Origin of the sequence: Tenacibaculum profundi (assembly GCF_052050075.1) — a bacterium.
Lineage (GTDB): Bacteria > Bacteroidota > Bacteroidia > Flavobacteriales > Flavobacteriaceae > Polaribacter.
Genome location: NZ_CP197225.1, coordinates 165,563 through 182,283, shown reverse-complemented (window position 1 = coordinate 182,283; position 16,721 = coordinate 165,563). Strand labels below are relative to the sequence as shown.

General features: G+C 32.1%; 10 protein-coding genes. 1 reads left to right on the top strand and 9 read right to left on the bottom strand.

From position 1 onward, the window contains the following. Positions 1 to 6: 6 nt before the first annotated feature. Positions 7 to 363: a hypothetical protein gene (locus ACSIGE_RS00585; protein ID WP_440880859.1), complete on the top strand. Its 357-nt coding sequence runs from the start codon at positions 7 to 9 to the stop codon at positions 361 to 363. Positions 364 to 623: 260 nt separating this feature from the next. Here ACSIGE_RS00585 and ACSIGE_RS00580 read toward each other — a convergent pair whose 3' ends face one another. The 9 genes from ACSIGE_RS00580 to ACSIGE_RS00540 form a co-directional block, all read right to left on the bottom strand. Next, on the bottom strand, positions 624 to 3,041 hold the full coding sequence (locus ACSIGE_RS00580) for a hypothetical protein (RefSeq protein ID WP_440880858.1): 2,418 nt from the start codon (positions 3,039 to 3,041) through the stop codon (positions 624 to 626). A gap of 18 nt (positions 3,042 to 3,059) precedes the next feature. Next, a complete protein-coding gene (locus tag ACSIGE_RS00575; RefSeq protein WP_440880857.1) occupies positions 3,060 to 4,544 on the bottom strand; it encodes a hypothetical protein in 1,485 nt (494 codons plus the stop codon). A gap of 283 nt (positions 4,545 to 4,827) precedes the next feature. After that, entirely contained in the window at positions 4,828 to 5,448 is a 621-nt protein-coding gene (locus ACSIGE_RS00570; RefSeq protein WP_440880856.1) for a hypothetical protein, read from the bottom strand. Positions 5,449 to 5,450: 2 nt separating this feature from the next. Further along, positions 5,451 to 6,143: a hypothetical protein gene (locus ACSIGE_RS00565; protein ID WP_440880855.1), complete on the bottom strand. Its 693-nt coding sequence runs from the start codon at positions 6,141 to 6,143 to the stop codon at positions 5,451 to 5,453. Next, the gene (locus ACSIGE_RS00560) at positions 6,136 to 6,489 is read right to left on the bottom strand and encodes a hypothetical protein (protein WP_440880854.1); all 354 of its coding nucleotides are present in this window, start codon (positions 6,487 to 6,489) and stop codon (positions 6,136 to 6,138) included. The genes ACSIGE_RS00565 and ACSIGE_RS00560 overlap by 8 nt, the downstream gene beginning before the upstream one ends. Positions 6,490 to 6,650: 161 nt before the next feature. Beyond that, positions 6,651 to 9,776, bottom strand: a complete 3,126-nt coding sequence (locus tag ACSIGE_RS00555) for a fibronectin type III domain-containing protein (RefSeq protein ID WP_440880853.1) — start codon at positions 9,774 to 9,776, stop codon at positions 6,651 to 6,653. A gap of 155 nt (positions 9,777 to 9,931) precedes the next feature. Continuing rightward, complete coding sequence (locus tag ACSIGE_RS00550) at positions 9,932 to 10,405, bottom strand: hypothetical protein (RefSeq protein WP_440880852.1); 474 nt, start codon at positions 10,403 to 10,405, stop codon at positions 9,932 to 9,934. A 46-nt stretch (positions 10,406 to 10,451) separates the two neighbouring features. Beyond that, positions 10,452 to 11,804 (bottom strand): PKD domain-containing protein, encoded by a 1,353-nt coding sequence (locus tag ACSIGE_RS00545; protein WP_440880851.1) that lies wholly within the window; start codon positions 11,802 to 11,804, stop codon positions 10,452 to 10,454. Further along, positions 11,805 to 16,721 carry a T9SS type A sorting domain-containing protein gene (locus tag ACSIGE_RS00540; protein ID WP_440880850.1) on the bottom strand — a complete coding sequence of 1,639 codons (4,917 nt, stop codon included), beginning with the start codon at positions 16,719 to 16,721 and terminating at the stop codon, positions 11,805 to 11,807.

The window sequence follows — 16,721 nt, the reverse complement described above, 5'->3', positions numbered from 1 at the left end:
TATATGATGCAACTAGAAAATTTGGTGGGTGATTATTCAATCATTGGTAAAAACCAAAATATTGAGCAAAGTAGTTACAAGGGTACTCTAAACTTATCTTTGGATGAGAACAAAAGAATTAATGCAAAATGGATTATTGGAAATCAACTTCAGTTCGGTAATGGTTTTTTTAAGAATGCTGTTTTAGTTATCAATTTTTGGTATCAGGGAGAAGATTCGCTTGTTTATAAAGGGGTTGTCTTTTATAAATGTCTTACGGCAACTATTTTGGATGGCTTTTGGTCAGAAGAATTTGGTGATCCCAAATTTTTAGGTGAAGAACGTTGTTTTAAAATTATCCAAAACGATCAGATAATCAACTAAAAAACGTTTATTAAGGTAAAAAAGCGCGAAACAAAAAATTATTTATCAATAATTTACCTACTCCAATAAAATAAACAATGTCCTCAATAATTATCAAAAATAAATGAATAAAAATGTCCTTTTATTTAATAATTTATTTAACTTTGAGTATCATTTAGTTTTATTATCTGCGTATTAACCATTCTATACTAACTATTACTTAATTCTGTTAATTGTTGATGCGCAGTTTTTCTGTAAACATTTTCGATAATTTTTATTCATCACTTCTGTACTTCATACGTATCACTAAGTTTATGATAGAATTTGGCAAATGCTATCTCTAAATATATAGCTACTTCCGTTTTTGTTTTACCCTCTTTTAACATTCCTAGAATTGTATTTAGATGAGTATGTTTAAAATCGTAAAGCATCCCTTCTGAGGCATACAAATCTATTTTTTTAAAATTTTCCAATTTTGCTAACATAAATTTATTTGCTTTATAGGCGCTTTTTCTTTTTGAAAGAAATTGCTTCATTTTTTTACTTTCTTTTCTATGACTATTATTATAAACACTTCTTGCTCTATCATATCTTTTTTCAACGAGCCATTCTATTTTTTTTGCTTCATTGTATAATTTTTTAAGACCATTAAAAGCCAAGTTGTAATAAGTATCTATGTAATCCTGATTTTCATACAAGTAATCTAAATATTTTACAGCTTGCTTTCTATATTTCGATTTTGATTTTAATTCAGCATTTTGTACTTCCTGTTTAAGTTGACTTAACGTCTCAGAAATCTCAGTTACTTTATTAATTTCTTCAAATTTAGCATCGTTTGCAACAGCTAAAACTTCTGGTGTAATTTCATTTGGCTCTCCCTTAAATACGTGTGTTTTATACTTAAAACCAAAGGTTTTTGTTCCTTTACTACTCTGATCACTCACACGTTTTTTAGCAGACAGGTCAAAGGCATAATTATACCCAAAAGTTATGGTTAAATCTTGTGTATTTCTTTGACGGCTATTTCTAAAAAGCTGAATAGCACTTAAATTAAAATTATGCTTTTTCTTATAAACATAATTCGCATTTGCTCGAATATTTGCCGCACTTGTGTTGCTGGTTTTATTTTTACTCTGATTATACGATGTGCTTATTGTGGTATTTACTTGATCTTTTAAAAAGCGCTTGTTTACTGCAAAAGTAGGCCCCCATGTGAAAGCATCTTCCCTGCCAATGGTGTTATAAGTTGTATTAATAGCTGATGTTATATTTATCTTTTTCTTCGGTAACCCTAGAGTATAAGAAGTATTAAAATTATGAAACGTAGACCCATTTCCTACCCTTACGACACCATTTTCTTCATTTGCTACCGTTGCCAAAGAATAATTCGTATTTAAATTTTGCCTTCTTTTTTTTGTGTTTTCTATAATGTAGGCAACATTTATATTAGCATTTTGGGATAATTGCTTGTAATTAAACAATTCATCTTGATTATCTAATAAATTATCATCGTTGATATTATCAAATTGATCTAGCCTATTGTTTGTAAATGTTGTAAAGTTAGAGTAACTCCCTGAAATATTAACTTTTTTATTCATAGCATACGTCGCATTAACACTCCCTACAGTTCTGCTAGTATTCGTTTGCTTTTGGTTCTCCAAATCATCTCTCTGATAACCTATATTAAAAGAAAGGTTTATTTTATTTTTAAAAATAGAGGTCGCTCCGTTTAAAGTTATGTTTTCAAAATCATTATTAAAGAAATAGCCTCCTAAAGTTTGATAACCAGGATCAATCCGTTCATAACCCACTCCAAATTTATACTTAGAAAAAGTATATTCCATTTCTGTTCTAAATGCTTTGTAAAACTCTGTTGAAGCTCGATTATTAAATAATACTCCTGCTATTCCTTTACTGGTATTGACTTCCTCTGCTCTTAAATCTTGTGTAATTGCTGTAGAAGCAAACTCACCTTTAAACTGTAACCCATCCATTACTGTTACGCCTCCTCCTATGCTCAACACCAAGTTTTCTTTTGGTAAAACTCTTTTTTCATCTGGCACTCTATTGATTGAGTTTAATTCATCTTTAGCATAAAACCCTATAATTTCAGCATAGTATTTCTCTTTTTGATAGCCCACTTTTGCACCATACCCCATTCTTTTAAAGGCAGGCTGTGTTCTATTATCATCGTTATCCTCAGTAGCTTTTAAAAGTCTTCCATACATTGCAGAGAAACTAAAACCTCCTTTAGGGGTTAACTCTATTCCTCCTCCTGTAAATTGATGCCCTGCTAATGTATATGGAGAAAAACTCATGGTTACGTCACCTATGTGCGCCTGAATCCATTTGTACTTAGGATGTAAACTTAGTCGGTTAAAATTGAAAGGTAGTTGGTATTCTAGATCTCCACCTTGGTTAGAATAACTGTATGTCACAGGAACAGAAAACTCATATATATTAAAGTTTAAGCTACCTTGCAAAAAATAAGTAAACGGCGCTCTAGCACTGTTTTGGTTTGAGTTATAATAAACTGTATTAGCAGCTACTGTACCACTTACCTTAAAGGGTTTTCCCCTTCCAATGTTTCCAAAATCAATTTGTTGTGCCATCAACTGTCCACCAAATTGAAATCCACAACAGATAATAGTAATTTTTTTAATCAACAAACACCTCATCATCCTATATTTCTTATACATATTTTTAATCTCTTTTTCTTATTTTTTTGCCATGCAATTTTGACTATCTCTTACTTTTATTCTATAATTACCTTTTCCCAAACCACTTATTCTCGTGGTGTTCGTATTTAAAAATGGAAGCCAATTGCTATAACTAATTCCTCCATTGGTTGAATATTGATAAAACAAAGACCTATCAGACTCTCTACTCCCTTGTAGTTCTATATAGCCATCATTACTATCAAAACAACTTTCAGTAGCGCTGCTAGTAATAGAAAAATTAACAGGAGCAGCATTTCCAATAGTTAAATCTACCGTTTCCAAGCTATTTCCTGTCCATGAAGGATCGTCTCCCGATAAACTTCCGGTATGTGATTGGTATTTTAGTTTATATTGCCCAGCTGTTAAATTATTTGGCCAAGTATAACTTTTATTACTCAATGTTGAAATATCTAAAATTTGCCCTCCCGCTGGTATAATATCAAACGCTCCATTAATAGTATTCTTCTGAAACAGGGTTATTGCTAACTGTTCTCCTGAATTTAAATCTCTATCAAAATTTAGGGTGAAGGAACCATCGTTTTTATAACTACAGGAGGTTTTTTGAGGTACAACTGGTCCTTGGAGTTGGGGGGAGCAACCTACCAATTTATAGGTTAGTGTACTTGAATATGCATTGATATCAATTTCACCCTTTAATGAAGAATATCGAACTCTTAATTGAAGATTTTCACCTTCTTGTAATCCCAAAAAATCATCTTGTGATATGTTAACTATACTTGCATTATTCCCATATGTTAAAAGTTCCTCCCAATCTAAATTATTTGGTATATTATACTCTAAGGCATAATTACAATTGGTTGGCATAATTAGGCTTTTAGTTTCACAAGACTTTATATCATTATTTACCGTGTTAAAATTATTCACAACCTTAAAATCCTCTATTTCAATCAATTTAAATTTTGTGATCAACGCATTATTACACCGGTTTCCATTTACGGCTTTCATAATAAAACTCGAATTTGAAGAGCATCTATCAAATGTTTGTATTGGACTGAGAGAAGCAATCGATGTACATGAAGTTAAGGTTCCAGAGACTGATACTGATTTAGCCTTTAAGCTTGTTATAGGATTATTTGTTGTAAAAATATAAAATATATTTACTGAAGCTTCTTTTTCTATTGAAGTAACATCATATATTTCTTTATCTACACCATTATTGACATAATAAATTGTATTATGCCAAGTAGGTTGTGAGGATGATGTAGTAAATGTAGCTTCATACTGTAATAAATAAGTGTGTTGGCTAAAAGTAACAAAACTATATAGAAATAAAACTACATGTACGACTAATTTCATTTTATCATTCACAGTTAATACAGGCATCTTGCTTATACAATTCAATAAATTAAAATCATTACTAAAAATTATATATTTACCTCCAAAAAAATTCATTTTTTTAAACCCTTCTAGTACTCTTTTGCAACGAGTGCCTATTTTATTTTTATAATTTATATCTACCATAGTGGAGCTATATTAACATTAGACACTTCTTTATTATCTTCTTCATAAGCTACATAACTACTATTTATCTACCCAACCTACTGTTGTAATTGTTATAAAATAAGCTTGTGTTATGTCGGTTACTTTATATTTTGTTGACATTCTTACTTCTTGTTCTGTTATACTATTTAACCAAATTATCTAACAGTTTTACAATAACTTTATTGGTATTGCTTACTCGTTATCGGCACGGATTGCAAATCCGCGCTATCGGATTATTATGTATTCTCTCTTTCTTAGCAACTCAATTGTCCAAATATTCAAATAATAAACTTTTGTTATCCTTAATAACCTTTGCAAGTTTATCTATGTTTAATACTCCATTTGAATCTTTTACTAATGGTTTTAGTTTATTTATTTTCGGAAAGTTTTCATTATTTTCTTTACTGTAAAATTCCCAAAAAGAAATAATTTTTAAATTCTTTATAACATATATAACATTTTCAAATTTTTCATTCTCCAATTTCAACCAAGTATCTCCCCTTCTTATATATCCTTGAATTTTAGGCCTAGATTTAATTCCATCTAAAATTTCTTTGTATTTTATAAAAGAAATTAAACCTTCATTATGAGAAAAAGAAAACTTTAAAATTAAATTAATACCATTACTATTAGATTCACCTATGTTATTAAGAAAAATATTCTGTTTATCAAGTATTAATTTAGATTCTAAATCTTGTTTACCTATAACATCATATAATATAGAGTCTCTATCATTATTTAGTATTTTGTAAGAAAGTAAATAAGGCTTATCCAATTCTCCAACTTTATTAATTTTGACTTTATTCCCTATGAACTTTGAGTAATCAACATTCTGTGAAAACAAACATATAGGGAATAGAATAAATATTAAGTATTTTAACATTTCTACCAATTTAAAGGGTTCGTGAAATATTCTTTTTGCTCATTTGTTAAATTTTGTTTTAATAATAATTCAAAACTAAACCCATCTTTATAAACACTTTTTAGTAATTCCTTTTCAAACTCATTCTTGGGATTATTTGACAATAACCTTTCCATTACGTCTGGTTTAAAAACCATTAAAGCCATCGCAATCTGAGTTAAATAAGGCTTTGATGTAACCTTCCATACCTCTTCTGACCTTTGCATTATTAAAGCACCAGCCACGGGTTTCTCTTTATCTTGTTGATGAAAATAAAATTTGACAATAGCAATTTTACTTCCATTAGAATTAAATTCTAATTTAGCTTGAAGTTCAAAATAAGTTTTATCTTTATTGTAGTTATTGACTTTATTAAAATGAGATTCACTTTTTTTATCGGCATTCTTTTCTCCTCCTAACGTATTATAATTTACCCATTCCTGAGAATTAGCACTTAAAATAGAACTCATTAATTCTTCTGGATAAGAGTTTTTAACTTCATTAATACTATTATATATAGGTTTCGATTTAAAACTCGGTTTATAAACGTAAAAATTAGTTTCAGTAATGTTATTCGTACTTAAAATAATTCTAGCACCTAAACTTTTCTCTTGCCCAAAGGAAAAAAAGTGGATCATAAATAAGACCACACAAAAATTAAAATATAATTTATTCATTCTCTAATTGCTTTAATTTTCTATTTGTTTTTCTGAAATAAAATACTATTAATGGATATACTAAAATTGGATAAATTAGTTCCATTAACCCTTTTCTTAAATACCTATTTTTATCCAACTTTTGCTCATTTTCTTTTTTTAATATGGTTTGCTTAAAATCTGGACGATAAAACACCATTATGGTATCAGAAGATAAATCCGCATAATTTTCCTTACTGAAAGAACTTACCCCTGGAGTTTTTCCTAAATTGACCATGACTTTTTCTTTATTTTCATTTATCGTACCATACCCGTAACAATTAAAATCGTCAGTTCCATGACCATCTCCACATTCAATTTTTTTCATATAAAATAGCCCAATTTTATATAGGCCAGCATTTTTAAAAATATTTAATGAATAAAGTCCCATGTACAAAAACAAAAAAGCGGGTAATGTTCCTGTAAAAAGAAATAGAAATAAAATTAATGATTTCCTTTTTGTCTTTTTATATATAAAATTGTTTTCCATTAATCATTTCTTTTAGGATATATAGTAAATCTATCTAATAGTTGCCATTCATGACTTTGGTCAAAAACTGTAATACCTCCAGCCATAATTTTTCCTTTAAAAGCCCCAATTAAAGGATCAAAATAGATAGTTGGTTTAAATTCAATATCATCATTGCTCTTAATTACTAATTTCCCTGCCACGTTTAGAGTAGCTTTTCCATAAGCCTTAATCTCAATCGTTACATTTTCTACATTCGATAAAATATCTGCTTTAACTCCAAACTCTGCGCCACCACTCCCTTTCGCTTGTATTGTGTTTTTTGTTTTCTTAAAGTAATCTTTATCATTTCTCTTTTCGTATGTCAGGACACCAGAAATTCCTATACTCGCTTTAAGATCTATAAAAGCTCCTATTTTCCCCAAATTAATGTTACTAAATGGTATTTTTAGTTCCCATGAATAAGGAGGAGGCAATTTTACTTTATACTTAACATCAACTTTAGCTTCAATACTACCGTCTCTTATAGTTTTATAAAATCTAGTTTCTTTATCTTCTTTATTTCGCTGAGTACCTTTTATTTCGATTTTTGGTTCTATCTTTATTCTGTCACTTGTATACCTATCAATAATTTTTTTTATTGTTTTTACTTTTTCAAATATATCTTCTACTTGAGACTGTATAGCTGGTGGGATTACTTTGTGAGTTTGTTTATCCTCTTTTATCCATTTTATATCAACACTTCTCTCTGTTTGATTCTGATACCCTGTAGTTACACTGGTTTCATATTCTGCTTCTCTAGCTCTTAAATTTCGTTTTATTTTTTTCTCTCCATAATTATCAAATGAATTTGTACCATCAAAACTCCATTTAATATCAGTTCTTCTGATTTGATTTTTATATACTTTAGGCGAAGTTTTTATTTCGAAATTAACTTCTTGGAAATCTTCGGGTAACGTAGGTTTTTGGACTAAATATAAAACTTGTCCTGATTTTGCCAATCTATACTTCTTGTGTCTAGCAAGTAAACCCTCAAACTTAAACTTTTTACGTGGTATATTTAATTTTATTCTTATTTTTTTTGAATTATCGTTAGGGTAATCCGATTTCTCCTCCCAATATTCAGCTTGCAAAACAATTGTTTCATTTATATCATTGACCACATCAATCTTTTTTGATTTTCCCTGACCTAAAGACTTTTCAGCGGAAACTGCATTAAAACTTTTATGAAAACTCCATTCTATCCTTGAATCCTCTTTAACATTTTTTAAAATAAAATTTTGCTTTTCTAATTTTCTATTAAAGGGAATAGTAATGATGTCCTTATCAGAATAATCTTTATTCTGATATTCTATGACTAGTTCGTTATTATCATCATTAGATCCCTCTTGAGGAGGATCATCGGAGGTATCTTGAGGTGGATTTCCACCTCCAGGTGGAGGAGGATCTTCTGAAGTAACGGGTGTATCAGGTGTATCGGGTGTATCAGGTGTGTCTGATGGCGGTGTTTCTTCTTGATTTTCGCCCGAACCTTCAATTTGAGTATCATTATCTGTTGCGTCTGAATTATCCGAAGTAGAAGGATCATCTGATGGATCATCTCCAAAAACATCATCAATAAGTTCTAAAACTTCATCAAAAGACTCATCTAAATCAATTATACCACTCCATGTTGGATCGTAATCTGTAACAACTACTCCCTGAATAAGCTGCTTACTTGTATTTATTTCTATCCCTTCAAAAAACACTTTAATCCTAGTGTATTTACCTAAATTAACATCCTGTAAATCATCATTCTCATCTATCAAATCACCTGTTGCAATATTTACCGCATCAATAATCTCTTTAATGTTTTCTAAAAAAGGCAAGGTTACATAGCCCCAACCCGAAAAAACACCGTTTCCTCCCGAAACCTCTCTTACTACAACAGGAAAATCACCCGCTGTAAAGGTATCATTCGGTTTTAAACTTGGTAATGGATCGGTATTAGAAATGTCTATCTCTGGGGTGAATCCGCAGTTGTAATACGCTGCTTCATCATTAGACGGTGTCGTAAATTCTTGAATGTTTGAATATGCATATCCTGATAACGGTGTGCACTCTCCTCCCACTCTAAATTCATAAATGGTATTGGGTTCTAAATTGTAAATCGTGCCCTCGTTGGTGTAACTCTCAGTGCTAAACCAATCTGCTTCTCCAAATCCCTTTTTTCGGTATTGAATTTGGTATTTTATATGATCTGATAGTTGCCAGTTAACACGAACTGATTCCGAATTTAAGGCTTGTGATATGACGAATGAAGGCGACGTACAATCTTCTAAATATCTAAACCAAAAAATCTCACTTTTTCCATCGTTTTTAAATACAGCGGTTTCTTCAACACCATCACTTACAAAAGCTCTTACTTGCCAACCGTACATTTTACCAGAAAGCATTTGTGGTGCTTCCGGACCTACTAATAAAGTGGTGCTTTGTGTGGTAGTTTGATAAAAAGGTACTGAACCTAAAAAATTTGCTTGAGGGTTTTGTATGTCCCAAAGCTCTTTTAAAGTAAATTCATACTGAACGTTTGGAGCGTTTGTATGGCGGGGTGTCCAGGTAAAAATTACATTCTGTGGATTCATCGCCGTAACAACATTATCTCTGAAAGGTAAATTTAAAATGGGCGGATCATTTTGAATAAGATAAATAGTAGTACATCCGTTGTTAGATATCTTTCTATTGGTAAAATAATCATATACCTCAAAACAAAATTCGTAAGGTCCGTTGGGTAATGGCGTATTGAATCGTTGTGGCGTAATTCCTGTTAGATTATTTTGACGAAAATAAGCTTGTAAGTCAAGATTTGATAGCCTTAAATTAACACCTCCGTCTAAAAATATAGGAGCTTCTCCTATAATTAAATCATTGGATATAATGGTCAGTCCTTGCCCTTTGATTTGCATTTTTAATCGAACACGCCTTCCTATTTCATTAATATCTGTTAGTAGCAGATTAACAAATAGCTTTTCACTTGTTGTGGTTGCATAATCAGATAGTTTAATGCTGTACGGAGGTACTATTTGTGGTGTTACTTGCACTGGATAGGTTTGTGCATTGGTTTGAAGGGAGGTTACCAGAATGGTTAATAGCAAACTGGTTTTCAAAAAGCAATTTTTAATCTTTCTATTATTTAGTAGACTTGTTTTTTGTTGCCAATGAGTTGCTAAGCTGAACTTTTTTAAATTGTTCAAACAACCTTCAAAATACAGAACAAAATAACAATTAAATAAATGTACTATTTCTAACAATTTTCTCATTACTATTTAATTTTTTGAGGGTTTTGAATCATACATCCTAGCAATTTTCTTGCATCTAATGACTCTTTCATCAAAATACCATGTGTTTCATTCTCTATATATTCACAAGCCAAAGAAAAATTGATCCAAACTTGCGTTTCGCTATTTTTCATATCGGCATCTGACAACTTCATAAGAATATATTTTATATTATCGGTTAATGAAAATTTGGTACTACTAAACTGGATTATTTTTTCATTTAACAAGGCAAAAAAATAAAGCATAACATTGCTACGGTTTCTTATGTTATCGACGAAAGATGTAAAAAGAAACTGTTTATATGCGAAATTTTTATTTAGAAATAGTATTGCATATAAATAATTTCTGTGGCCTTCTGCACTATTTGGACATATTTTTCTATAACTTCTTCTCATTTGATTTCTTAAAAAAGAACGTTCTTCCTTTGGATATTTTTTTGTTTTTTCAAATATATTCATGGCTAAAACAAATACTCTTTATATGCTTTTACGTCTTTAAAATACATTACTTAGCTTCTTTTTGAATTTTTATATCTACTACAATGTAAGAATTGACACCTTGCTTTACAAACTCTTTAATTTTAATTGCGCCCTTTCTTTGATCTGCGGTTTCAAATAATACTATTCTTGGCAAACCTACCTCTGAAAACTCTTGATGCCCTGCTGCTGTTTCATGAATCGTTGTATTTTGAAAAAATACATCATTCCTAAGTGTATCAAATTCTAAAACCGACATGGAAGTTTGGCAATTACAATGTTCTTGAGAATTGATAATTTTGGTAGTTCCTGAATTGGGGATCACAGAAAAAGCGGTAGACTGTGCCTTATCTGGACTTACAAACTTGTTAAATGTAAAACTATCATTAAGTCCGAAGTATACAATATCTATTTTAGACCCGATTGCATCTGTAACTTCATTTTTAGTATATACTTTTCTATCCGCTGCCGAAAAGAAAGCACCAATATTACCGTTATTATGTGCCGTATTTATCCCTAATTTTAAGTTCTCAAATGTTCTGATGTTGGTATTTTCATAAACGGAAATCGTTTTGACAATTTCCTTTTCTTGTTTGCTATTAGAAGCCTTCAGTTTAATTGCATGTGTTCCTGGTGTTACCAACGTAATTTCCATATTTTCGTCGGTACTTGAATTAATTGTAGCGCCTTCAAAGGTCCAATTAAACTGAGTAGCGCTTATACTTCGATTTGTTAAACTAACTTTTACTGGAATTTGAAAATCATCATCTTCCGTAACCACAGAATAATCGAAATTAGCTTCTAAGTAAGGAAATACCTCAACTGTCTTCTCTAGTGTATGTACTTCCGATCCGTTTCCTGCTCTTAATCGTATTGTATGCTCACCAGGGGTAGTAAATACAATCGTACTTGGATGTTGTTCTCTTGAAGTTTGCAAAGAACCTCCTTGAAAAAACCAATCGAAGAAAAATGCTCCAGTTGTATTGTTCGTAATCGCAATTTCTACAGGCGAAAAATTATTTTCTATAACCTGTACGTCAAAATCCAAATGAATTGTTGGGTTAATACTTATAGTGTCCGTTTGTATGTCAACACTTCCATCCCTATTAGATGCTTCAAGTTTTATCACAAATTCTCCTGGTTCATCATACACTATTACCCCCGGATTTTTGCGGTTAGAATTATTGGGTTTTCCTCCTTGAAATGTCCATTTATAAGTATCTGCTCCCGTTGTAGAATTGGCTAATTTAACGCTTACAGGTGCCGTTAAATCATTATTCAAAATGGTATGAGTAAAGGCTGTTTTCACTGGTAAAGCTACCTCATCAATACAAGCAAAAACAGCACTTATCAATGTCAATAAAATAACTATTCTTTTCATTTATTCTATAATTACTTTTGCAATTCTTCTTGTTTTTGCCGATTCTAAAAGAATAATATATATTCCAGGAGGAACATTAATATTATAATCAACTTCATATTCTTTTTGTCCAGATAACATTTGATCTTCAATTATCGTATTGGCAGAAAGACTAAAAAGACGTAAAGAAATTTCAGCCTCTTTTTCTAAGGTAATCGTTACCTTAAAGTTTCCTTTATTCGGATTAGGAAAAACGCTAAATTCTTTTACTAATGGACCTTCAATATCACCAATATCTTCTATAGTTCTTGCTTTGTGAACTTGTACCACTTTAGTTATCATTTTTCTACAATTTCCTTCTTCAGAAATCATTGAGACTTCATAGCTTCCTGGAGCTGGAAATCGCAATACAACACCTTCCGTTGTCTCTTGAACTAAACTAACGTTGGTAGGTATACGCCAAGAAATAGTATCACTGATCGGGTTGGATACGTTTATAATAACAATATCTTCCCCAACAAATGCCTGAGAAGTAAGTATAAACTGTGCATCAATAATAGCATTGGAAGCGTTTATAGTAATACTTTTCGATATCTCACATCCTTCATTGGTTTTTACAGTTAATGTATACACGCCTTCCTCACTTAAAATAACATTGCTACTAGTACTATTAAACCCATTGGAAGATGTCCATTTATACGATGCAATGCTACTTTGTGCCACATTGTATTCAATGCTTTCTCCTGAACACAGGGTAACTTCGCTTGGTACTAGTTCAAAAGCAAATTCTTCTGGGTTTTCAAGCGTAAATTCTTTTTTCATTTGACAGCCCTTTTGATCGGTCACTGTTACAGTATAGGTTCCTGAGCATATATTAGCAATACTACTTGTTGTTGCTCCATTATTCCAAAGAAATGTAAAAGGTGCTTCTCCTCCTTCTATATCAACATTGATTGCTCCACTACATTGATTGTAGCATTTAATATCAGTGATTGTCTCGTTAATTATGAGAGGAGAATTGTTCTCTAACGTAATGCTTGCTGTTGTTTGACATCCGTTGGCATCTGTTATTAACACAAAATACGTTCCTAATGAGGCATCCGTCAGTTCAGCGCTAGTTTCTCCAGAACTCCATGCGTACGAATAAGGCGGTGTTCCTCCTTTAACTATGGGAGTAATCTCCCAATCATTATTCATTCCACATCCAGTAGCATTGGACTGAAGAGTAGCCGTTAAAATTTCAGGTTCTGCAACAAAAAAAGATTGGCTGTTACTTGCATTATTATTAAAATCGGTAACTACTACATAATAATTTCCTGATGGTAAATTGTAAATAAACTGACCGTTGCCTAGTACGTTATTGGTACTTGCGGAATACCATACATAGGTATTTCCTCCGACGCCTCCATTAGCCACTGCTTTTAAGGATGCTTGACTATTTCCTTTACATTGTATTTCTTCATTCTGTTCAATAGTGACAGTAAGAGGTTCAGGTTCTCCTAGATTATATACCTCAACAAGCTCGCAACCAAGCTGATCTGTTACTTTTAAAGTGTAATTTCCTGCTGAAAGATTTTGTATGGCATTCGTATTTCCTAAAAGATTTAGATCCTCATCTCTCCATTCCAATTGATATGGCGCTGTTCCTCCAATTACATCAACTGCTATTTTTCCATTACTAAGTCCTGCTCCTGTTGGTGTGTTAAATACTGTAGGTGTAGCCTTATATTCATTAGGTTCAGAAATTAGTATGGTTGCTGAAATTTCACAATTATTATCATCTTTCACAACCACTGTATAACGTCCTGCTGCTAATGCTGTTATTGTTGAAGTCGTCATTCCATTATTCCACGCGTAGCGGTATGCATTGGTTCCTCCAGTTACCGAAAGTGTAATACTCGCATCATTTCCATTATAACAACTAACCGCTGTTTTAGTATAGCTAATAGCGAGTGGATTGTTCTGAGGTAATAAAATTTGTGCTTGTGCAGTATTTCCATTAGAATCGGTTACTTTTACCATATAGGTTCCAGAAAAGTTTGTCAATTTAAAGGCACTACCTATTTCTGTAGTAGGGTTGTTCAAATCAAACCATTGATATGTGTAGGTTTCATTCATTTTTAAAAATCCTCCTGAAACGTTTGACCTAATCGTTCCTCTTCCACCAAAACAATCTATCGGATCTGCAATTGCTAATGTTACCTCTAATTTATCAGGTTGTGTTATTGTATATTCTTTTTGAAGGATACAATTATTAGCATCTGTAATAGTCATTACATAGGTAGCTGCTGCCAATCCTGTTACATGGCTTGTTGTACCAATGATAGCAACACTATTTTTTAATCTAAGCGTATATGCGTAGGGCAAAACACCTCCTTTTACAGCTACTACTTTAATTTCTCCATTATTAGTTTCAAAACCTGATAAATTTACCTGAGTATCATTCTCTATTTCTATTTTTTCTGGTTGCGTAATCGTAAATGTTTTTTCAATTGCTGGATTAGGGCAATTTAAATTATCTGTAACTTTTAATTTGTAGGTTCCAACAGGAATATTTGAGAGCTTATTAGTTGTACCAATTACATCAGCCTGCCCTTGTTTAGTCCATTGATACAAATACGAGCTACTTCCTCCACTTAAGGCTACCTCTATTGCGCCAGTTGTATCTCCAAAACAAGCCACATTAGTAACTTTTGAAGAAGAAATTTCTACCAAGGCCGGATTTATCATTTCTAACTCAGTGGTCGTTTTAACACCGTTTCCATTTCTATCCGTTACCTCGATACCGTAAACTCCTGCAGCAATATTTGTCAATGTTGTTCCAGTAGCGCCAGATATAAATATTTTTCCTCCTCCTGCTTCTTTTTCATACCAATGATAGGTATATGGAGGCAATCCTCCTGAAACAGCTACTTCCATTTTTCCATCAGTATCGTTAAAACAAAATAAACGTCCATCGCTTGGAATAGTAATAGCTGCCACCAATTGTTCTGGTTCATCTAAAATATGAATCAACGTTTCTGAACATCCATTTGTATCTTTAACTTTTACTTCATAACGTCCTTTACCTATATTCGTTAAATTTGGGGTTGATGCGATTGAAATTGTTGCTCCATCTTTAAACCATTCGTATGTATAAGGAAAAGTACCTCCTGTAACATTGATGTTTATGCTTCCGTCTGTGCCACCATATGCTAATGGATCTTGAGCATTTACGATTCCAACAGATAGCTCTTGTAGTGGTTCCACTATGGTTATCGTTTTTTCTAAGGAACAGCGATTGTTATCCGTTATCTTAACCGTATAGTTTCCCTCTCTTAAACCTCCAATGTCTTTCGTTGTTGCACCATTAGACCATTCGTAGGTATACCCTGGGGTTCCTCCTGTAATATTTAATGCAATACTTCCCGTATCTCCTCCCTTACACAATACATTGGCTACTGTTTCTTGTATTGAAAGGGGCTGTATTGGCTGGTTGATAACAATACTTTTTTCTTTTTGCTCTACAGGAACTCCTGCTAAAAGTACTGTAACCTTAACCTTGTAAGTTCCGATGCCTAAATTAAAAACGGAAGCTGTATTGGTACCAAAAGTTGTATTGGTACCTTCTACTTTAAACCATTCATATTGATAAGTAGAGCTAGCCCCTCCTTCAACATTGGCTGTTATCGTACCTGATGCTTCTCCAAAACACTTAACATCACTCTTGTTTAATTTAATGATAAGTGGTTCGGGATCTGTCAATATAATATTTGCTAGCTCCTCATTACAATTATTAGAATCAGTTACAACTACTTTATACGAACCTTCCTTTAGCCCTGAAACATTCTGAGTAGTTGCAAAAGGAGTAGAACTACTATTCTTAAACCATTGATAAAAGTACGCTCCTGTTCCACCTAAAACCGATACATTAATAAATCCATCACTTGCGCCTGCGAAAGTTGGATTTCCATCGCTTACCTTAGAAACCTTTATGGCACTAGGCTGTTCAAGCTTGGTTGGCACAATAGTCGACAAACATCCATTTGCATCTTTTACTTGTACTGAATAATTTTTTGCAGTTAAATTAGCTATTGTTTTTGTTGAATTGAAATTTACTGATTGTTCAATACCATCAAGAATTAAAGTATATGGTATCATACCTCCTGTTATTGACACATTTATCTTTCCGTCATTCCCTCCATTACATGAAATATCACTGGGAGTAATTATTGGTGTCGATAGTTTTGTTGGTTCTACAAGATTTACTGTAGCACTCTTTTTTATATATTTATCTGAAACTTCTATTCTATAATTTCCAGCCAATAGGGGTCCAAAATCAACAACTTGATTAGTAGCACTCGAATAACTAACATATTTAATAGGCAATATAGAAGTGTTACCATTTTTATAAAGTTTTACTGTGTAATTTCCACTACTAGGTGAAAAACCTCCTTTTATTAACGCTCTAATATGTCCTTCTCCCTCAAAACAAGCTATTGGTAAATGTACAGAAGTGCTAATTTTCAATTCTGGCGGATTGGTTAAGTTAATTTTATTACTTGTAGCTTGGCAGGTTCTACTTTTAGCTATCACATGGTATTCTCCATGCGAAAGCCCGTTAATCTTATTATTCTGATCTAAAATAGGCTGCGGGCTCATTTGAACATCGTTTTTATACCAGGTATATGTATAGGGATTTAAATCTGTATCCCATCCTCCTTTCACCACACTTAACTCAATAATTCCTGTATTGGTATTATACTCTTTTATTTCTTGTGCTTTTACAATGGTAACAGATAGTTTTTCCGAGGGGCCTTTTATTTCTAATTCAATAATTTTATTATTATCCCCGTCAACTATTACTGTTTGAGAAAAAATGCTACATGATATCATTAATAACATTATTACTAAAAACTTATACTTCATTGTATTTTTATTTTTCCCTTGATAATTCAT